Genomic DNA, 18,511 nt, shown 5'->3' with positions numbered 1-18,511 from the left:
GTTTGTGGTTAGGTGGCCGCGTGCTCTGTTTCGGCGGCACCGGCGTGCCGATCGTTCTGCTCCACGGCCTGATGGGCCGCGCGCGGACGTGGTGGCGCGTCGCGGAGTGGCTCCGGCCCTACGGCGCGGTGTACGGCCTCGATGCCCGCGGCCACGGCAGCGCGCCGCGCGTCGGGCCCTGGACGACCGAGCGGTTCACCGAGGACGTCGCCGCCGCGCTGCGGGCCCTGGACGCCGGCCCGGCCGTCCTCGTCGGGCACTCGATGGGCGGCCTGCACGCGTGGACGACCGCCGCGCGCTACCCGGAGCTGGTGCGCGCGGTCGTGTCCGAGGACTTCGCGCCGGACCAGCGCGGCCGGACCGTCGAGACGTGGCGCGGGTACTTCGAGAGCTGGCCGGTGCCGTTCAAGTCGCTGGACCACGTCCGCGAGTTCTTCGGCGACGCGGGCGAGTACTTCGCCGACTGCGTCGAAGAGCGTTCCGACGGGTTTCACCTCGTGGCCGACCTCGAGGACCTGTACGTCATCGCCGCCGAGTGGGGTCGCCGGGACTACTGGGACGTCGTCGACGCGATCCGCTGCCCGCTGCTGCTGGTCGAGGGCGAGCACACGGCCATGCCGGCGGGCCAGCAAGCCGAAGTCGCCGCCCGGGTGCCGGGCGCGAAACACCTGGTGGTGCCGGGTTCGGCCCACTTGCCCCACGACGAAGCCCCGGAGACCTACCGAGGCGCGGTCGAGGCGTTCCTCAGCCAGGTGCTGGCCCGGTAGCGCTACGCGGTTCAAGCGCGGGTCAGGTCGGCCCGCCAAGCCGCGGTGGAGCGGTCGGCCGGCACGATCAGCGGCCAGACGTCCGCGCCGAGGAAGCCGGTCTCGTCCGTCACCTTCGTCGCGGTGCACGTGTGGCGCGGTAACCCGGCCTGAACGGACAAAGCGGCCACGGCGTCCTTTGTGGACTTACCGAAGACGCCGTCGGTCGGCACGCCGAACCCGGACGAGCGCAGGAACTGCTGCGCCAGCCGCACCTGGCGACCCGTGTCGCCCGGCTTCAGCAGCGGCCACTCGGCCTCGGACCGCGCCACCGCGACGCCGAGGACGCGGCCCACCGCCGTCCGCAGCTCCGGCAGCCGGTTGTAGAGCACCTGGCCGGGGCACTCGGTCGAGTTGAAGTCGCGGTGGCCCTTGATGAATTCGGGCGCGATGCCGTACTGGTGCGCGATGTAGGCAACCAGGTTCACCAGTGAGTTCCACAGCGCCTGCGGCACGTCGACCGTGCTGTACAGGCCCTCGTTCTCGATGCCGATGACCTCGCTGTTGTGGTTGCCGACGTTCGCGCCCTGCACGTGCTGGGTGCCGCCGCGCAGGATCTCCAGGCTGCGGTGCCTGCCTTCGGTGACGAACCCGCCGCGGCTGTTCGTGAACTGCTGCCCGCTGTCGATCCAGCCGTTCTTGTCCATGTGCAGGTCCTGGATGAACTTCGCGACGTAGAACGCGCGCGCCAGGGAGAAGTCGTTGTTCATCGGCGGATCGACGGCATGGTGCACGACGATGTAGGTCGGTTTGTGGTTCTCCACGACGATCGGGCCGGTCGCGGCCCGGGCCCCCCACTCGGAGGTGGGGTGGATCGTCGGCGTCGGCACGGCCGCGGCGGCCGTCCCCGTGGTCGTCATCCCCAGTGCGCCGGCCGCGGTCGCGGTCATCCCCGCCTTGAGCAGGGTCCGGCGGTCTACGTGGACCATGCGGAAAAGGTAGCCCCGGACCGCGCCGATGACAACTATTGACCAACTTTGGTCGTAGCGCGTCAGTGTTCGCCCGGCAGTGCGAAGAGCCCACCGCCGGTCTGCTCCAGCAGGCCGTCGGCGAGCAGGGAGTCCAGGCAGCGGTCGCGCTGGCCGCCGTCGTGCCAGACGAGGTCGAGCCGGGCCTTTTCCACCGGGCCTTCGGAACCGCGCAGGACGTCCAGCAGCAGCCCGCGGACCTGCCGGTCGGTGCCGGCGAACTTCTGCACCGGCTTGGCCGGGCCCGCGTACTCGGGGCGGCCGGCGAGTTGCCACGCACATGCGTCGTAGACCGGGCAGTCCGCGCACCGCGGGCTCCGTGCGGTGCAGATCAGCGCGCCGAGTTCCATGATCGCCGCGGAAAAGCGCGCGGCCGGCGCGTCGTCAGCCGGCAGGAGCGCTTCGACGTCGTTCATGTCCCGCGTGTTCGACGCGGGCCCGGCGTCCCCGGCCCCGTGCACGGCCCGCGCGACGACGCGCCGCACGTTCGTGTCGACCACGGGCGCCCGCCGCCCGTAGGCGAACGCGGCGACGGCGCGCGCGGTGTAGGCGCCGATCCCGGGCAGCGCGAGCAGGGTGTCCACATCGGACGGAACGACGTCCCCGTGGTCGCGCGCGATCACCCCGGCCGCTTCGTGGAGCCGCAATGCGCGCCGCGGGTAGCCGAGCTTGCCCCAGGCCCGCACGACGTCACCCTGCGTCGACGCGGCCAGCGCGGACGGCACCGGCCAGCGCGCCATCCACTCGTGCCAGATCGGCTGGACGCGCGCGACCGGCGTCTGCTGCAGCATGATTTCGCTGACGAGCACGCCCCACGCCGAGCAGTCCGGCTCGCGCCAGGGCAGCTCCCGGCCGTGCGTGGAGAACCAGTCGAGCAGTACGTCAGCGTCCACAGCCACGCCGCTGAGGTTAACCCCAGGCGGTCAGGCGGCTTTCAGCCCGGGGAGCCCGTCTGCTCGGCGCGGGCCGGATCTGGCGCAACGGGGGCATACCGACCTGAGTCCGGCAGCCCCCGCCGGGATCCGCCCTACTCGACCTCGGAGAGCTTCCCGGTCTTCACGTCGTAGACGAATCCGCGGACGTTGTCCGTGTGCGGCAGGTACGCGCTGCGCCGCACCCGCTCCACCGACGTCCGGACGCTGTTCTCGACGTTGCGGAACGCCTCGACCGCCCACGTCGGCCGCAGACCGGTGGCTTCCTCGAGCTCGTCCTTGAAGTCGTCCTCGGTGACCGTCGAGAGGCCGCACTCGGTGTGCTGGACGATCAGCACCTCGCGCGTGCCCAGCTTGCGCTGCGAAAGGGCCAGCGACCGGATCATGTCGTCGGTCACCACGCCGCCCGCGTTGCGCAGGACGTGCGACTCACCTTGGAGCAGACCGAACAGCTCGAACACCCGGATCCGGGCGTCCATGCAGGTCAGGATGGCGACGTGCAGTGACGGCTTCGCCGACGAGCGGTCGCCCGGCGTCACTTCGCCGAGTTCCTGGTTGCGTTTGAGCAGAACGTCGATCGAGGTCATCGGTCACCTTCCGGCCAGTGGCCCCGCGGCGCGGGCGTACCACTCCATTTGACCTGGTGAGTACCCCGTCGGGCAATGCACTACGAGCTATGTCACGGGCCCCTGGAAATCAGCCGCCGAACCAGGGCTCCTCGACGGTGCGCGGCGGCGCCGACGTGCGCCCGACGCGCAGCTCGGTCGGCAGCGTGATCACCTTCGGCGCGCTCCGCTCGGCCGAACCGAGCAGCAGCCGGCCGGCCATCTTGCCCTTCTCCAGCACCGGCTGATGGACCGTGGTGAGCCCGATCCGCTCGGCCTCGGCGATGCCGTCGAAGCCGGTGACGGTCAGGTCCTGTGGCACCCGCAGCCCGCGCCGCTCGGCCTCGGCCATGGCGCCGAGCGCGAGGATGTCCGAGGTGCAGATCACGGCCGTGATCTGCGGGTACGCGTCCAGGAGCTGCCGGGCCGCGGACGCGCCGTCGTCCACTGTGTGGTCGAAGCGCTCGATCACGGGGACGCCGGCCCAGTCGACGCCGGCCGCCGAGAACGCCACGGCGAGAGCCTCGAGCCGGGTGCGCTGGACGTGGAAGTGTGCGCCGCTCTGGCGCGCCGGGGAGACGAAGTCGTCGTTGCGCTCGCGGGCCAGCCGCATGCAGATGACGCCGACCTGCCGGTGGCCGAGGCCGACCAGGTGCCCGGCGATCTTGCCGACGGCGGCGGCGTCGTCCGGGCCGACGCGGTCGATCCCCTCGATGCTCGGCTGGTCGATGATCACCGTCGGCACCGGCCGCTCCAGCACGGCGGCCAGGTGCGGGTCGTCGTCCGGCACGGAGTAGACGACGAAGCCGTCGACGCCCGCGCGGTGCACCGCGGCGACGTCCTCCCGGCCCGGGCTGGCCGGCACCAGGTGGAGGCCGACGCTGGCGTCTTCGCAGGCCAGGGCCAGTCCTTCGAGGACGCCGACGGCGGCGGGGTCGCGGAAGGCGTAGGAGAGGTTCTCGGTGAGCAGCAGCCCGACGGCGCCGGCTCGCCGGGTGCGCAGGGAGCGGGCGACGGGGTCCGGGCCGGGGTAACCGAGGCGCCGCGCGGTCTCGAGGACGCGGCGGCGGAGTTCCGGGGACAGCTGGTCCGGCCGGTTGTAGGCGTTGGACACCGTGGTCCTGGACACACCGAGCTCCGCCGCGAGCGACGCCAGCGTCGCCTGCCTCCGGGTGCGAATAGGACGTCCCATCAGCAAACCGTAACGGTTCAGATCGAATTCATGAAGAGACACCCCGCGTGGTCGATGTCTCGATCCGCATGCGCGAAGACGCATACACCAAACCGTGATCGGATGGCCAGGAAGTCATCCGGATGGGGTAAGGTGAATCTGACAACGGTTTCCATTAGCGTCTCCAGGAGTTCTCGAATGAGTTTCCGCCGCACCAGGAGCGTGCTCGCCGCCGCTTCGGCCCTGTCCTTCTTCGCTCTGGCCGCGTGCTCCGGCGGAACTTCGGGATCCGACGGCGGAGCGCAGTCCGGCGGGTCCGGCAAGATCGACGTCGTGGCTTCGACGGACGTCTGGGGCAGCGTCGTGAGCGCCGTCGGCGGCGACAAGGTCGAGGTCAAGTCGATCATCCACGACCCGTCGGCCGACCCGCACTCGTACGAGACGACGGCTGATGACGCGCTGGCGGCGAAGGACGCGAAGCTGCTGCTGTCCAACGGCGGCGGCTACGACGAGTTCTTCGACAAGCTCACCGCGCAGGCAGGCGACGCGAAGAAGCTCGTCGCCTACGACATCGCCGCGACCGGGGACGAGAACGAGCACGTCTGGTACGACCTGCCGGGCGTCGGCAAGGTCGCCGACCAGGTCGCGGCGCAGCTCGGGGAGCTCGAGCCCGCGTCGAAGCAGGCGTTCACCGACAACGCGACGGCGTTCAAGGCGAAGGTCGACGCGCTGGAGAAGCGGCTCGGCGAGCTGGGTGCGAGCCACCCGGGTACGAAGGTCGTCGTCACCGAGCCGGTGGCGCACTACCTGCTCGAGAGCGCGAAGCTGACGGACGCGACGCCGAAGGCCTTTTCGGACGCCGTGGAGAACGACACGGACGTCCCGGCCGGCGCCGTGAACGAATACAAGCAGCTCATCGCCACCAAGCAGGTCAAGGCGCTGATCAACAACGCGCAGACGGTCACGCCGCTGACCCAGGACGTCGTCGGCCAGGCGAAGGCCGCCGGGATCGGCGTCGTCGACGTGACCGAGACGCTGCCGCAGGGTGTGACCGACTACATTGGCTGGATGACCGGGGAAGTAGACGCGCTGGCAGGAGCGTTGAAGTAGCCATGCCTCCTCTCTCCGTCTCCGACGACGTGCGCCCCGCGGTCCGGGTCCGTGGAGCTGGGCTCGCGTTCGGTCCCCGGACCCTGTGGTCGGGGCTGGACCTCGTCGTCGAGCCGGGCGAGTTCCTCGCCGTGCTCGGCCCGAACGGCTCCGGCAAGAGCAGCCTGCTGAAGGCGCTGCTCGGCATGCAGGGCCTGTCGGCGGGCGCGGTCGAGATCGCCGGCGGCCGCCCGGGCGGCGCGAACCGCAAGGTCGGCTACATCCCGCAGCAGCGCGCGATCGACGAGTCGCTGACGCTGCGGGGTGTCGACCTGGTCGGGCTGGGCCTCGACGGCCACCGCTGGGGCACGGGCCTGTTCGGCATGGCGGCCCGGCGTCGCCGGGTTTCCGAAGCCATCGAAGCGGTGGGGGCGACTCGGTACGCGAAGCAGCCCGTCGGGCGCCTGTCCGGCGGCGAGCAGCAGCGGCTGCGGGTGGCGCAGGCCCTGGTCGGCGACCCCGAGGTGCTGCTCTGCGACGAGCCGCTGCTGTCCCTGGACCTGGCGCACCAGCGCGCGATCAGCGAGCTGATCGACGCCCGGCGGCGCACGGCCGGCACCGCGGTGCTGTTCGTGACGCACGAGATCAACCCGGTGCTGCCCTTCGTCGACCGGGTGTTGTACCTGGTCAACGGCTCGTTCCGGATCGGCAAGCCGGACGAGGTCATGACCACCGACACGCTGTCGGAGCTGTACGGCACCCGCGTCGAGGTGCTGAAGGTGGGCGGGCAGATCCACATCGCGGGCGCGCAGAGCGCGTTGTGCGAGGAGGAGCCGCACCACCACGAACACGACGTCGAAGAGCAAGTGGGCTGAGTCTTGGATCTGTTCGACTTCGGCAAGACCTGGGAGCTGATCACCGAGCTCGACGGCGTCCGGACGGCGCTGCTCGCGGCGGCGATCCTCGGCCTGGTGGCGGGGGTGCTGGGCCCGCTGATCGTGATGCGGCGGATGTCGTTCGCGGTGCACGGGACGTCGGAGCTGGCGTTCACCGGCGGCGCGGCGGCCCTGCTGCTGGGGATCGGCGTCGAGTACGGCGCGCTGGTCGGTGCGGTGGTGGCGGCGCTGCTGCTGGGCATCCTGGGCGCGCGGGACGCCGACCGCGACGCCGTGATCGGCGTGATCCTGTCATTCGGCCTCGGCATGGGCGTGCTGTTCCTGTCGTTCTACAAAGGACGGTCCGGGAACAAGTTCGGGATCCTCACCGGCCAGATCATCACGATCGATTCGACGAACCTGACGTTGTTCGTGGTGTCGTCGGTGGTGGTGCTGGCGGTGCTGGCGCTGGTGTACCGGCCGCTGCTGTTCGCTTCGGTGGACCGGAACGTGGCCGTGGCGCGCGGGGTCCCGGTGAAGACGCTGACAGTGGTGTTCGCGCTGCTGGTCGGCGTCTCGACGGCGTTGAGCGTGAAGGTGGTCGGGTCGCTGCTGGTGGTCGCCTTGATGGTGACGCCCGCGGCCGCTGCGGCCCGCGTGACGGCGTCACCGTGGAAGGCCACGGTGCTTTCGATCGTGTTCGCCGAGGTGTCGGCCCTGGGCGGGATCGTGCTGTCGCTGGCACCGGGGCTGCCGGTGAGCGCGTTCGTGACGGCGATTTCGTTCCTGATCTACGTGGTGTGCCGGGTGATCGCCTGGCGGCGCGACCGCCGGACCCGGGTCCGCGCGGTGGAACCGGCCCCGAACCTGATCGCGGCGGCCTAGCCCCAAGCGCCCCAATGTGGCCTTGGTTGCGTTCAACGCACCGAAGGGGCCCTTGGTTGCGTTGAACGCACCGAAGGCCACATTGGGGCGCTGCTAACCCAGCATCAGCAGGACTTGTAGTTCGCCCACCACGAACCCGATCACCCCGCCGACGGCGATCAGCTTCCACTCGTCCTGCCGGAACGCCGGCCGCAGCAGCCCCTCGAACTCCAGCGGCGTCAAGGCCAGCATCCGCTGTTCGATCATCTTCGCGACGTCCATCGCCTCGGTCAGGTACCCCTCGGCGTACCGGGCCGTGTCGGGCAGCTGCTCCAGCGCCTTGCGGGCCGCCGCGTGCTTCATCTCCCGCAGCCGCGTGCCGCCCACCGTCCAGGCCAGGGGCATCTGCGCGTCGACCGTTTCCGAGACGAGGTTCTCCACCAGCGCCGCGAGCCGGTCGGCCCGCGGGCCGCGCAGGACCGCGTCGAGCAGGTTCTGGACGGTCAGGACCTCGGTCGCGATCAGCTCGCCGTACTGCCGCGCCACCTCCGCGCGCCGCCGCTGGAACTTGCCCTGGAAGATCACCCGGCCCAGGCGGACCGGCTCGCGCGGGACGAAGATCAGCTTGATCGCCAGCCAGTCCGTGCACAGCCCGATCACGCCGCCGAAGGCCGGGAGCACCCACGGCTCCCGCGTGAACGCCCACACGATCGTCTGCACCAACCCCAGCCCGAAGCCGAAGTAGATGCCCATCCGGGCGATGAACGCCATCTCCGGGCGGGACGTCTCGCGGATCAGCCGCACCAGCAGCGCCTTGTCCCGCGTCAGCCGCTGGACCGTCATGTGCTGGACGTCGAGGACCTCGTCGAGGTTCTCGCGGACGTCGTCGAGGAACTCCCGGACCAGCCGCGGCGCCGACGCCTGGACCTGCTTGATCAGCATTTCCTGGGCCAGCGTCGGCATGACCTCCCACAGCCGCGGGTGGTGCTCGGCGAGCACCTCGCGCGCGGTGTGGTCGACCGCGCGCAGCAGCGGCTGCTCCAGCTCGCTCGTGATGATCACCGGGTCGATCCGGCCGAAGACCTCGCGCAGGTCGAGCAGGTTCGCCGTCAGCAGCTCGGTCGCCACCGCCGCCATCCGCCCGCCGTGCTTCGGGACGACGCCCTGCCAGCCGAGCAGCGGCGGGATCCCGATGAAGTCCAGCGGCCGGAACATCATTTCGATGGCGACGCGCTTGGTGACGTACCCGATCAGCGCCGCGATGAACGGCATCGCCGCGTAGAGCGGCCAGTGCAGCGCGAGGTCGTCCAGGACAGCGTCCATCCAGACCTCCCTCGCACACCCGAGAGCGAAACCGTACCGGCTACCCGAGCAGGGCGAGCACCTGCAGTTCTCCGACGAGCCCGCCGATCACCGCGCCGACCGCGATGAGCTTCCACTCGTCCTGCCGGAACGCCGGGCGCAGCAGCTGCTCGAACTCCAGCGCGCTCAGCTTCTTCATCCGGTCGACGATCGTGTTCCGCACGTCGAGGGCATTGATCGCGTAGTTCTCGGCGTACCGGATCGTCTCCGGGACGCGCTCCGCGGCCTTCGCGGCCGCCGTCTGCTTCATCTCCTGGAACTTCTTCGTCCCGACGGCGATGGCGACGAACGGCTTGACGACACTCGCCTGCGCGTCGATCGTCTTCTGCACCTCACGGGTGATCATCGCGAAGAGCCGGTCGGACTTCGGCCCGCGCAGCACGGCTTCGAGGAGGTTCGGGATGGTGATGATCTCGCGCGCGATCATGTCGCCGTAGTCGGCGGCGACCTGGTCGCGGCGCTTCTGGAAGATGCCCTGCCAGGTGTAGACGCCGAAGAACCGGCGCGGCTCGCGCGGCAGGAAGATCATCTTCAGGGCGAGCCAGTCGGTGAACCAGCCGATGAGGAGGCCGAACAGCGGCAGCACGACCGGCGACTTCGTCAGCGCCCACACCACCAGCTGCACGCAGCCGAGGACGAACCCGAACCCGATCCCCGAGCGGGCGATGAACCGCATCTCGGGCCGGGAGATGTCGCGGATCAGCCGGTTGAGCAGCGCCTTGTCGCGGACCAGGTTCGTCACGACCATGTGCTGGAGGTCGAGGACGTCGTCGATGTTGGCGGCGATCTCCCGCATGATCTTGGTGATCGCCTTCGGCGCCTCGGCCTGCACGCGCTTGAGCAGCAGCTGCTGGGCGCCGTTCGGCAGGACCTCCCACAGCCGCGGCTGGTAGGTCTCCATCACCTCGCGGGTGACGTCCTCGACGACCCGCAGCAGCGGCTGCTCGATCTCCTTCGCGACCTGCTCGGGGTCTAGCCGGGAGAAGATCTCTTTGGGGTCGACGAGGTTGGTCGTCAGCATCTCGGTGGCCGTCGCCGCCATGCGCTCCGCGTTCGCCGGCAGCACGCCCTGCCAGCCGGGGAACGGCTTGATCCCGGTGAACTCGAGGGGCCGGAACATCATTTCGATGGCAACGCGCTTGGTGACGTAGCCGATCAGCGCCGCGATGAACGGCATGGTGACGTACACCTGCCAGTGCGTGCCGAAGTCCACTCGCGCACGCTATCGGCCCGTGATCAGTGCAGCAGGAGGAGCACCTGGAGTTCACCCACCAGCCCGCCGATGACCGCGCCGACGGCGATGAGCTTCCATTCGTCCTGCTTGAAGGCCGGACGCAGGATGCCTTCGAACTCGAGCGGCGTCAGCTGCTGCATCTTTTCGACGATCGTGTTGCGGACGTCGAGCGCGCCGGTGGCGTAGCTCTCGACGTGTTTCACCGTTTCGGGGAGGTATTCGATCGCCTTGGCGGCTGCCGCGCGCTTCATCTCCTGGTACTGCTTGCCGCCCATGGTCAGCGCCACGAGCGGTTTGGCGATGCTGGTCTGCGCGTCGATCGTCCGCTGCACCTCACGGGTGACCAGCGCGAACAGCTTGTCCGCGCGCGGCCCGGTGAGCACGGCCTCCATGACGTTCCGCACGGTGAGCACCTCGTCGGCGATCAGCGCGCCGTAGTCGGCGGCGACCTCCTGACGTCGTTTCTGGAACATCCCCTGCCAGCGGAAGAAGCCGAACCCGCGGGGCTCGCGCGGGTAGAAGATCATCTTCAGGGCGAGCCAGTCCGTGACGAAGCCCGTGACGAAACCGAAGATCGGCATGATCAGCGGTTGTTTCGTCAGCGCCCAGGCGACGAACTGGACGAGCCCGATCACGAACCCGAACCAGATGCCCGACCGCGCGATGAACTTGAACTCGGGCGTGGCCACCTCGCGGATCAGCCGGCACGTCAGCGACTTGTCGCGGACCATGGCGCCGATGAGCATGTCGTTGACGTCGAGGACGTCGTCGATGTTGGTCGAGACCTCCCGCAGCAGCCGCTTGACGACCTCGGGGGCCTGCGCGCGGACCTGGTCGACGAGCAACTGCTGCGCCCGCGCCGGCAGCAGCTCCCACAGGCGCGGCTGGTAGGTCTCCATGACCTCGCGCGTGACCTCTTCGACGGCCTTGAGCAGGGGCGCTTCGAGCTCTTTGACCATTTCCTCCGGATCGAGCCGGGCGAAGATCTCCTGCGGGTCGACGAGGTGGCGGGTCAGCAGATCGACGGCGGTGGTGGCCATCCGCCGCGAGTTCGCCGGGATGACGCCCTGCCAGCCGAGGAACGGCCTGATCCCGGTGAACTCCAGGGGCCGGAACATCATTTCGATGGCGACGCGCTTGGTGACGTAGCCGATCAGGGCGGCGATGAGCGGCATGGTGGCGTAGACGTGCCAGTGCGCGCCGATGTCCGCGAGGACGGCCGGTACGTCCACTTTGAACTCCTCGCGTCAACCGCTGGTCAACCGAGGTCAGAATGCCATGCGTTACGGGGGGTTCCCGAATTCGTGATGCATCCGTTTGGCGGTACTTGCGCACGGACCCTGGCTCATTAAGGTGGCCCGATGGTCGCGCCCCAGAAGCCCCAGCCTGCCCCGAAGACCGCCCAGTTCGCCGTGGGTGTCCGCGGCTACAACCAGCGTCAGGTCGACGAACGCCTCGCCGAGCTGAGCAAGGACCTGCGCGAGACGTCTCGCAGCCGCGACGAAGCCGCCGCGACGTCGTCGGACCTCTCGAAGGCCCTCGCGTACGCGCAGAAGGAGCTGGCCGAGACAAAGGCCGCCCTGGCCAGGATGAGCTCGAGCCCGTCGGGCGCCGGTGCGATGGCCGAGCGCGTCCGGATGATGATGCAGCTGGCCGAGGAGGAGATCGCGGACCTCCGCTCGGCGGCGGAGGCGGACGCGGCTTCGACCCGCGAGCAGGCCGACAAGTACGCGCACGAGACCCGCCGCACGGCCGACAAGCTGGCGAAGGACGCGGAGGATGAGCGCGCGCGTCTGCGGTCGGAGGCGAAGGGCGAGATCGAGAAGCTGAACGCGGCGGCGGGCGCGAAGAGGGTCGAGCTGGCGGCGGCGGCCGAGCGCTCCCGCAAGGAAGCGGACGCGAAGGCCGAGGCCGCGGCGGCGGAGGCTCGCGCGGAGGCGGACCGGGTCGCGGCGGAGGAGCTGGCCGCGCGGAAGAAGGCGTTCGACGAGGAGAACGCGCGGAAGAAGCAGGAGACCGAGGCGGCGCTGGCGTCGGCGAAGTCCCAGCAGGCCACGGCCGATCAGAACCGGAAGCTGGCGCTGGACCTGCGGTCGAAGGTCGCCGAGCGCATCGCGGCGACGGATGTGGCGGTTCAGGAGGCCATGCGGTTGCTGGCTCCGGTCGAAGAGGCGCTCGCGGCTGGGAACGGGGACCGGAAGCCGACTCCTGCTCCCGCGGCGAAGGCTCCGGCTGCTCCCGCGAAGGCCTGATCAGCTCAGCGCGACCCTTCACACAAACGCCGGCGCCTCTCGGATCCTCGGGAGGCGCCGGGCCATTTTGAAACCCGCACAAATCCCCCGGCCGGGGAGGTGGCCGAAGCTCGTGGGCGGCTGGCAGTGTTCAGCTCAGCTGCCGATCACCCACGAGACGACGGGACCCGCACATGATCCTCGAGACCGAGCGGGCCGCCGTCTGCGCCTACGCGCGCCGGATGGTCGGCGACGGCCTGGTCGTCGGCACCTCCGGGAACGTCTCCCTGCGGGCCGGGGATCTCGTCGCCGTCACGCCCACCGGCGTCCCCTACTCGAGCATGAACCCGGCCGATGTCGCCGTCGTCGACCTCGGGGGCCAAGTCGTCGACGGCTCGCTCAAGCCGACCAGTGAGCTGCCGATGCACCTGTCCGTCTACTGGGACGTGCGCGATCCCGACAGAGAGCCCGTCACCGCCGTCGTCCACACGCACTCGCCGCACGCCACCGCCGTGTCGACCCTCGTGCGCGAGGTTCCGCCGATCCACTACATCGTCGCCACGATCGGCCCCTCGGTGCGCGTCGCGCGCTACGCCACCTACGGCACGCCCGAGCTGGCCGCCGCCGTGCTCGACGCCCTCGAAGGGCGCCGCGGCTGCCTGATGGCCAACCACGGCACCCTCACCTACGGCGACGGCCTCGAGGCCGCCTACCACCGGGCCCAGCAGCTCGAGTGGGCCTGCCGGGTGTGGTTGCTCGCGCAGAGCGCCGGCCGGCCGAGCCTGCTGCCGCCGCCCGAAGTGGCGAAGGTCGTCGACCGGCTTCGCGGCTACGGCCAGAACGGCCGGCCCTAGGACGCCATCGCGTCGACCGCGTGGACCGCGTCCAGCAGCTCCGCCACCGTCGGGTCGTCGACCGCTTCCTTGATGCACTGCCACAGCTGGAGGTTCGCCATCGCCCAGCGCGAATACGTCGCCGCCGCCTCGGGGTTGTAGAAGTAGTACCCCTCGTCGTGGACGTCGCACTGCTCGCCGACGATCTTGTGCGCCAGCTCGCGCAGGCTCAGCCCGTTTTCGCGCAGGTACCGGTGCGCGAGCACCACCGGCGTCACCGGCAGCGCCTTGAACAGCGTGTCCGCGTCGCTCAGGGCCTGCGCCTCCAGCGAAATGTCGCGGCCGCGCGTGGCCATTTCGGCCTCGTCGATGATCCCGTCGATCCAACGTGCCACTCGCGACGGGACCCCGCACTCCGCGAGGATCTCCAGCCGCAGGCTCCGGCCCGCCGCCGCGGGCGAGTTGCGGAGCACCAGGTAGTTGACGTCGTGCACCAGCGCGGCGACCTCGACCACGGCGCGGTCGGCCCCGTTGTGCTCGGCGAAGCCGGCCGCCTTCGCGCGGACGAAGCTCACGTGGTGCCAGCCGTGGAACGGCAACCGCTCGGCGTACCGGCGGCATAGCCGGTGAACCCGGTTTTCGACGGCGTCGATGATCACGTGGTCGATCGTGCTTTTCTGCGTGCGCATACACCTCTCCGATCCCGGCCGTGGTGTTCAGACGGGTGGAGTAATGGTAAGCGCCGTTGACGCCGGTGTGTAGCTAGATGCGGTCCGCCAATTCCCCCAATCGGCTCTCTACCGGAACGTGACGATGGCCGATTCCCGTGGCGGGATCGAAAGAAAGGCTGAAACTGCTCACCGGCCGTGATTTCACCAGGAACGTCATCGTGCCGTCGGCCGCTTCGGGGATGCGGTGGAATTCGTCGGCCAGCATGGCCGCGCAGGCGCCGGCCTGGCACAACGTCCGTCTGCGCAGGCGCGCCGACGCGATCAGCCCGGTGGCAGCGTCGATCGTCGTCTCGTATCTTTCGTGCAAGTAGTCACCACGGAGAATGGTGGTGCAGAAGTGGTACCTGTGGTTGTGCACGGAATCCGCGTACCCCTCCCGCCAGTCCGCCTGCGCCTTGTATTCGTGCAGCCAGAAGGAGAACGGGTCGGACGGCGAATCGAGCAGGCACCAGGCGAAGTGCGTGGTCGTTTCCCGGGACGAACGCAGGATTTTCACGGATTCCGCGGTGGTCAACGTGCGAAGCTGCGAGCGCAGCTCGTCGCGCAGGCCGGGCTGGGCGGCCCACGGCCGGAACCAGCCGTCGACCGCGCGCCAGTCGGCGACGAGCGGGAACTGGGCCGCACGCAGGCGCGTGGCCAGTTCGGACAGGGGGGACAGGCGGGTGAGCAAGGTCAGCTCCCTAGCTCGGCGACTTCGGAGAACTCCGCGCGGAAAGCGTGGAACTTGCTTTCCAGCTCGTGGAACTGCTCCTCGGACAGGGGGGATCCGGTGATCTTTTCGAACAGCGCCAGGAAATCCGTCCGCGTCGTGGCGGACGTGATGCGGAAGTGGCGGCCGGTCCGGGACTGCGAGACGCGCACGAACTCGGCGCGTTCCATGTTGTAGAGGAAGGATCCTTCGGTGAACCGCAGGGATCGCGGGTACAGCTTCGTGGCGCCGCGGACGTCGCTGTAGAGCGACACCCACACGCTGTCGTCGAACATCTCCAGCCGGTCCAGCGGCGGGTCGGCGACCACGGTGATGTCGACCTGCGCGCAGCGGCTGCGCGCCAGGAAGAGGCCGACGAGCCCGATCCGGATCTCTTCGTCGAGCCGGGTCTGGATCTGTTCGTAGTCGACGTCGCCGGCTTCCCGGCGCAGCAGGTAGCGGGCCCGCCCGCTGATCGAGCTGGCGTCGCGCGGATCGGCGATGACGGCCCGGAGTTCGCGTTCCGTGCGGGAAAGCAGCAGGCGGGCGGCCGCGTGCCGCCCGGAGAAGCCGCGGAAGAAGTACTGCCGGGTCGCGTTGAGGTCGGCCATCAGCGCTCGGTTGAACGCGGGGTCGGGGTCGGTGGTCGCCTCGAACACGTCGGTGGGGAAGAACTCCTTGTTCAGCGCGCGGTATTCGGCGCTCAGGTCCTCCAGCGCGCGCCGGCTTTCTTCGATCACCGGGGTCACCAGCGCCTTCTGCGAAGCGCTGGCGGTGATCAGCGTGGTGCCGAACCCCACGATCGCGGAGATCAGGGTGCCGGTGCCCAGCGACGTCACCAGGTTCTTCCCGGTGCCGGGGTCCATCAGGCCGGCGAGCCACAGGCTGAGGCCGGCGACGACGACGAGCACCGTGAGGAGCAAGCTCGTCCTGGTCCAGAAGATCTCCTGCAGTGGGGTACGGCGGCGGGATCCGCCATCCGCGGCCACTTGCTTCACCTCCCTCGAACCACCCGAACGGACGAGTGCGTAAAGTGTCTGTTCGAGCGCGGGGAGTTACTTTACGCGCCTGACGGGACGCGCGAAATAAGAAGTTCGGGGGACAAGGATGACGGACAGACGTCACTCTCGGCAATAATTAACCAGGTTGCCGGGTTTTCCGAAAATCGCGGAAAACCCGGCTCAAAGAGCGGCCGGGAGGCCCTTTTCGTACCAGCCCGGACCGGGTTGGGCCGTCATCAGGAAATCCACGACGACCGGTGCGGGCGCCGGGTGGATCTCCGGGTGATCGCGTTCGCCGCGCGCGGTGTCGACCGGCCAGGCCAGTTTTTCCTCGTCGAGCGAAAACTCCGCGCGGGCACCGGTGCGGTTGCCGCGGGCGTCGAGGCGCGACCACCCGCCGTGCAGGTACACGGCATTCAGCCCGTGCAGCGCGGAGAGCTCCTGGTAGCAGAACCCGGCCGGAATCCCTTGTGCGCGCAGCAAAGCGGCGAGCAGGTGCGCCTTCGCGTGGCAGATCCCGACGCGCTCGCGCAGGACGTCCGACGCCCGCCACGTGACGCGCGGGTCGCGCGCGTCGATCACGTGGTCGATCTCGTCCCGGACGAAGAGGAACGCGGCTTTCGCGCGCTCGGCGGGATCTCCGCTCGCCGCCGCCAGGGCGTCGGCTCGTGCCCGGATCTCCGGGTGTCCGTGATCGACGACGGCATCGGCGGCGAGGTAGTCACTCAGCCGATCGGACGTGGGCGACGGAACGGGACTCATCCGGCCATCCTGACAGGCTCGGCCATTCGGGCGAGCCTGGTTTTCCAGGGGGCAACGCTCCGCGTCCGCCGGTTACGGAAGGTAGAACTCGGGCGAAGAGCCGGTCCAGCGCAGTTCCGCCGGCAGGTGGCCGACGTCGTTGTACGTCAGCAGCGCGGCCGGGCGCCCGGGCGAGTAGCGGATCACGGTGAGCGCGGCGTTGGCGTGGTTGAGCGTGAGCCACCGCCACGGCGGCGCGTCCTGCGAGGCGCGCACGAGCCAGCCGGCGAGGAAGTTGTGCGTCACGAGCACTTCGAACCGCGCCTCGGTGCCGGGCACGGGTCCGGTGAACCGCCGCTCGGCGTCGGCGGCTCGTTCTTCGTCGGCGGGCGGGAGTTGCCGCGTGAAGGCGTGCAGGAGGTCGGCGGAGGTTTCGGGAAGCTCCTCGCGCATGGGCGTGTAGGGGACGAAGTCGCCGGCCGCGTCGTCGACGTAGATGGGGACGCCGGGGAGCTGGGTGGCGAGGAGCGCGGCGGTTTGCGAGGCGCGCGGGAGGGGGCCGTGGTGGACGGCGGAGACGGGGACCTCGCGCAGCCGCCGGCCGAGCAGGACGGCCTGCTGCCGCCCGGCGTCGGTGAGGTCGCCGGTGGGGGCCGCTTCGCCGTGGCGGGTGAGGAAGAGATACCGCGTCGCGAGCATCAGCCGACGGGGAGGAGCGCGCCTTCGGGGCCTTGGCTGGGCGCGAACCGGGCGACCAGCCGCACCGGCGCGGGATGCGGCGGCAGGATGGTCGAGGCGAACGGAGTGATGGTGTAGTCGCGCCTGCTGTTGGTCTGCAGGTGCACGCTGACGTAGGGGATCACGCCCGGCAGCTGGGCCAGCTCACTCATCCTTCGGGGCTCCCACTCAGAACTGGTAGTACAAGAACGGGCTGAACGTTCCCGTCGCGATCAGGATCGCCGCGTACACCAGCCCTACCGTCATCACGCCGATGCGCAACGCGTTCGCCGGGCGGCTTCGGGACGACTCCAGCAGCGGCCCCGTCACCGGGTGCGCCGGAAGCAGGAACACCGCCAACGCTGCCAGCAGCAGCACCAGCCTCTGGTTCGTGAACGCCTCCTCGACGCCCGCGCCCAGGCCGTCGAAGTCCGGGATCAGCATGTGGCCGATCATCGACAGCGCGTGGCCCAGGTCGGCCGACCGGAAGAACACCCAGCCGAACACCACCAGGAGCATCGTCAGGGCGCGACGTCCGTAACGCTGCCAGCGTCCGGCCGGGTCCAGGTCGAGGCCGAAGCGGCGCTCGATCACCAGCAGCGCTCCGTGGTAGCAGCCCCACACCAGGAACGTCCACTGCGCGCCGTGCCAGAAGCCCGTCAGCACGAACACGATGCACAGGTTGCGGTAGGTGTGCGCCGCCCCGTTCCGGTTGCCGCCCAGGGGGATGTACACGTAGTCGCGGAACCAGCGGGACAGGCTCATGTGCCAGCGGCGCCAGAACTCCGTGATCGTCACCGACGAATACGGCCGCGCGAAGTTCTCCGGCAGGCGGAAGCCCAGCATGCGGCCGAGACCGATCGCCATGTCCGAATAACCCGAGAAGTCGAAGAACAGCTGGAGCGTGTAGCCGATCGCGCCGAGCCACGCCGTCGCGAACGTCATCTGGTCCGGTGGCACCTTGAAGCACGCCTCGACCAGGGGGCTCAACGAGTCGGCGATGATCGTCTTCTTGCACAGCCCGAGCGCGAACCGGGGGAAGCCGGCCGCGATGTCGTCGAGCCGGTGGGAACGCAGCTGCGGCAGCTGGTCGGCGATCTCGCGGTAGCGCACGATCGGGCCCGCCACCAGCTGCGGGAACATCGCGATGTACGCGGCGAACGACACCGGGTTCCGCAGCGCCTGCCGCTCGCCGCGGTAGATGTCGACCACGTACGAAATGTGGTGGAACGTGTAGAACGAGATACCGATCGGCACGACCAGGCTCGCCACCGGCACGCTGCCGCCGAACCAGTGCGCGACGGCGGCGATCTGCTGCGTCGCGAACCCGGCGTACTTCCAGATCACCAGCACCGTGACGTCGAGCGACACCACCGCGATGAGGATCTTGCGCCGCCGTCCGCTGTTCAGGTCGAACGGGTTCGGCGCCAGCAGCGGGCCGGCCAGGAAGTTGACGACCATGCAGCCGAGCAGCAGGAACACGAACGGCCCGGCGCCGATCGTGTAGAACAGCAGGCTGCCGGCCGCGACGATGCCGTTGCGCCAGTTCCGCGGGCACACCAGCACGGCCACGAGCACCGCCGGCATGAAGTACCACAGGAACAGTGGCGAAACGAACGACATCGGGTCCCCTCGGGTTTATCCGACGGTGACCTTAACCCGA

20 protein-coding genes are annotated in these 18,511 nt (G+C 69.6%); 6 read left to right on the top strand and 14 right to left on the bottom strand.

Annotated elements, in window-relative coordinates; translation table 11 throughout:
- The first annotated feature begins 20 nt into the window (after positions 1–20).
- Positions 21–767 (top strand): alpha/beta hydrolase, encoded by a 747-nt coding sequence (locus tag AB0N03_RS04155; protein ID WP_364365060.1) that lies wholly within the window; start codon positions 21–23, stop codon positions 765–767.
- A gap of 11 nt (positions 768–778) precedes the next feature.
- On the opposite strand, the gene AB0N03_RS04150 is transcribed toward AB0N03_RS04155, so the two are convergent.
- The 4 genes from AB0N03_RS04150 to AB0N03_RS04135 form a co-directional block, all read right to left on the bottom strand.
- Positions 779–1,735, bottom strand: a complete 957-nt coding sequence (locus AB0N03_RS04150; RefSeq protein ID WP_364365058.1) for an N-acetylmuramoyl-L-alanine amidase — start codon at positions 1,733–1,735, stop codon at positions 779–781.
- Positions 1,736–1,797: 62 nt separating this feature from the next.
- Positions 1,798–2,673, bottom strand: a complete 876-nt coding sequence (locus AB0N03_RS04145) for an A/G-specific adenine glycosylase (RefSeq protein ID WP_364365055.1) — start codon at positions 2,671–2,673, stop codon at positions 1,798–1,800.
- A gap of 128 nt (positions 2,674–2,801) precedes the next feature.
- Positions 2,802–3,293, bottom strand: coding sequence for a carbonic anhydrase (locus AB0N03_RS04140; protein ID WP_364365052.1), 492 nt, complete (start codon positions 3,291–3,293; stop codon positions 2,802–2,804).
- Between the two features lie 109 nt (positions 3,294–3,402).
- Complete coding sequence (locus tag AB0N03_RS04135) at positions 3,403–4,503, bottom strand: LacI family DNA-binding transcriptional regulator (RefSeq protein WP_364365049.1); 1,101 nt, start codon at positions 4,501–4,503, stop codon at positions 3,403–3,405.
- 177 nt (positions 4,504–4,680) lie between these two features.
- Here AB0N03_RS04135 and AB0N03_RS04130 point away from each other — a divergent pair, with 177 nt between their 5' ends.
- The 3 genes from AB0N03_RS04130 to AB0N03_RS04120 are packed head-to-tail and all read left to right on the top strand — an operon-like array spanning position 4,681 to position 7,331.
- Positions 4,681–5,592: a zinc ABC transporter substrate-binding protein gene (locus tag AB0N03_RS04130; protein ID WP_364365046.1), complete on the top strand. Its 912-nt coding sequence runs from the start codon at positions 4,681–4,683 to the stop codon at positions 5,590–5,592.
- A gap of 2 nt (positions 5,593–5,594) precedes the next feature.
- Positions 5,595–6,446: a metal ABC transporter ATP-binding protein gene (locus AB0N03_RS04125; RefSeq protein ID WP_364365043.1), complete on the top strand. Its 852-nt coding sequence runs from the start codon at positions 5,595–5,597 to the stop codon at positions 6,444–6,446.
- 3 nt (positions 6,447–6,449) lie between these two features.
- Positions 6,450–7,331, top strand: a complete 882-nt coding sequence (locus AB0N03_RS04120; RefSeq protein WP_364365040.1) for a metal ABC transporter permease — start codon at positions 6,450–6,452, stop codon at positions 7,329–7,331.
- A 93-nt stretch (positions 7,332–7,424) separates the two neighbouring features.
- Here AB0N03_RS04120 and AB0N03_RS04115 read toward each other — a convergent pair whose 3' ends face one another.
- The 3 genes from AB0N03_RS04115 to AB0N03_RS04105 are packed head-to-tail and all read right to left on the bottom strand — an operon-like array spanning position 7,425 to position 11,138.
- A complete protein-coding gene (locus AB0N03_RS04115) occupies positions 7,425–8,633 on the bottom strand; it encodes a DUF445 domain-containing protein (protein WP_364365037.1) in 1,209 nt (402 codons plus the stop codon).
- 40 nt (positions 8,634–8,673) lie between these two features.
- The gene (locus tag AB0N03_RS04110) at positions 8,674–9,849 is read right to left on the bottom strand and encodes a DUF445 family protein (RefSeq protein WP_364365366.1); all 1,176 of its coding nucleotides are present in this window, start codon (positions 9,847–9,849) and stop codon (positions 8,674–8,676) included.
- A gap of 59 nt (positions 9,850–9,908) precedes the next feature.
- Entirely contained in the window at positions 9,909–11,138 is a 1,230-nt protein-coding gene (locus tag AB0N03_RS04105; protein ID WP_364365034.1) for a DUF445 family protein, read from the bottom strand.
- 129 nt (positions 11,139–11,267) lie between these two features.
- Between AB0N03_RS04105 and AB0N03_RS04100 the strand changes: the two genes are divergently transcribed.
- Both AB0N03_RS04100 and AB0N03_RS04095 read left to right on the top strand, forming a co-directional pair.
- A complete protein-coding gene (locus AB0N03_RS04100) occupies positions 11,268–12,158 on the top strand; it encodes a hypothetical protein (protein WP_364365031.1) in 891 nt (296 codons plus the stop codon).
- Between the two features lie 173 nt (positions 12,159–12,331).
- On the top strand, positions 12,332–12,991 hold the full coding sequence (locus AB0N03_RS04095; RefSeq protein WP_364365028.1) for a class II aldolase/adducin family protein: 660 nt from the start codon (positions 12,332–12,334) through the stop codon (positions 12,989–12,991).
- On the opposite strand, the gene AB0N03_RS04090 is transcribed toward AB0N03_RS04095, so the two are convergent.
- The 7 genes from AB0N03_RS04090 to AB0N03_RS04060 form a co-directional block, all read right to left on the bottom strand.
- On the bottom strand, positions 12,988–13,659 hold the full coding sequence (locus AB0N03_RS04090) for an HD domain-containing protein (protein ID WP_364365025.1): 672 nt from the start codon (positions 13,657–13,659) through the stop codon (positions 12,988–12,990). The two genes, AB0N03_RS04095 and AB0N03_RS04090, sit on opposite strands and share 4 nt — an antisense overlap.
- A 73-nt stretch (positions 13,660–13,732) precedes the next feature.
- Positions 13,733–14,371 carry a hypothetical protein gene (locus AB0N03_RS04085; protein ID WP_364365022.1) on the bottom strand — a complete coding sequence of 213 codons (639 nt, stop codon included), beginning with the start codon at positions 14,369–14,371 and terminating at the stop codon, positions 13,733–13,735.
- 2 nt (positions 14,372–14,373) lie between these two features.
- Entirely contained in the window at positions 14,374–15,387 is a 1,014-nt protein-coding gene (locus AB0N03_RS04080) for a hypothetical protein (RefSeq protein WP_364365020.1), read from the bottom strand.
- 183 nt (positions 15,388–15,570) lie between these two features.
- Entirely contained in the window at positions 15,571–16,152 is a 582-nt protein-coding gene (locus AB0N03_RS04075; RefSeq protein WP_364365017.1) for a transglutaminase-like domain-containing protein, read from the bottom strand.
- A 72-nt stretch (positions 16,153–16,224) separates the two neighbouring features.
- On the bottom strand, positions 16,225–16,830 hold the full coding sequence (locus AB0N03_RS04070; RefSeq protein WP_364365014.1) for a histidine phosphatase family protein: 606 nt from the start codon (positions 16,828–16,830) through the stop codon (positions 16,225–16,227).
- Entirely contained in the window at positions 16,830–17,021 is a 192-nt protein-coding gene (locus AB0N03_RS04065) for a hypothetical protein (protein WP_364365011.1), read from the bottom strand. The genes AB0N03_RS04070 and AB0N03_RS04065 overlap by 1 nt, the downstream gene beginning before the upstream one ends.
- 16 nt (positions 17,022–17,037) lie before the next feature.
- Positions 17,038–18,471, bottom strand: a complete 1,434-nt coding sequence (locus AB0N03_RS04060) for an MBOAT family protein (protein ID WP_364365008.1) — start codon at positions 18,469–18,471, stop codon at positions 17,038–17,040.
- Positions 18,472–18,511 lie beyond the last annotated feature (40 nt).

It is taken from the genome of Amycolatopsis sp. NPDC051061, assembly GCF_040682935.1.
Taxonomy (GTDB): Bacteria; Actinomycetota; Actinomycetes; order Mycobacteriales; family Pseudonocardiaceae; genus Amycolatopsis.
Note: the sequence above shows the minus strand (reverse complement) of the source record. Positions and strands in the feature narration are given on the sequence as shown.

Excerpts from the sequence above, each read along its gene's own strand:
- AB0N03_RS04150 (WP_364365058.1), bottom strand. The coding sequence starts at position 1,735 with ATGGTCCACGTAGACCGCCGGACCCTGCTCAAGGCGGGGATGACCGCG.
- AB0N03_RS04140 (WP_364365052.1), bottom strand. The coding sequence starts at position 3,293 with ATGACCTCGATCGACGTTCTGCTCAAACGCAACCAGGAACTCGGCGAA.
- AB0N03_RS04135 (WP_364365049.1), bottom strand. The coding sequence starts at position 4,503 with ATGGGACGTCCTATTCGCACCCGGAGGCAGGCGACGCTGGCGTCGCTC.
- AB0N03_RS04130 (WP_364365046.1), top strand. The coding sequence starts at position 4,681 with ATGAGTTTCCGCCGCACCAGGAGCGTGCTCGCCGCCGCTTCGGCCCTG.
- AB0N03_RS04125 (WP_364365043.1), top strand. The coding sequence starts at position 5,595 with ATGCCTCCTCTCTCCGTCTCCGACGACGTGCGCCCCGCGGTCCGGGTC.
- AB0N03_RS04115 (WP_364365037.1), bottom strand. The coding sequence starts at position 8,633 with ATGGACGCTGTCCTGGACGACCTCGCGCTGCACTGGCCGCTCTACGCG.
- AB0N03_RS04110 (WP_364365366.1), bottom strand. The coding sequence starts at position 9,849 with ATGCCGTTCATCGCGGCGCTGATCGGCTACGTCACCAAGCGCGTTGCC.
- AB0N03_RS04100 (WP_364365031.1), top strand. The coding sequence starts at position 11,268 with ATGGTCGCGCCCCAGAAGCCCCAGCCTGCCCCGAAGACCGCCCAGTTC.
- AB0N03_RS04095 (WP_364365028.1), top strand. The coding sequence starts at position 12,332 with ATGATCCTCGAGACCGAGCGGGCCGCCGTCTGCGCCTACGCGCGCCGG.
- AB0N03_RS04090 (WP_364365025.1), bottom strand. The coding sequence starts at position 13,659 with ATGCGCACGCAGAAAAGCACGATCGACCACGTGATCATCGACGCCGTC.
- AB0N03_RS04075 (WP_364365017.1), bottom strand. The coding sequence starts at position 16,152 with ATGAGTCCCGTTCCGTCGCCCACGTCCGATCGGCTGAGTGACTACCTC.
- AB0N03_RS04070 (WP_364365014.1), bottom strand. The coding sequence starts at position 16,830 with ATGCTCGCGACGCGGTATCTCTTCCTCACCCGCCACGGCGAAGCGGCC.
- AB0N03_RS04065 (WP_364365011.1), bottom strand. The coding sequence starts at position 17,021 with ATGAGTGAGCTGGCCCAGCTGCCGGGCGTGATCCCCTACGTCAGCGTG.
- AB0N03_RS04060 (WP_364365008.1), bottom strand. The coding sequence starts at position 18,471 with ATGTCGTTCGTTTCGCCACTGTTCCTGTGGTACTTCATGCCGGCGGTG.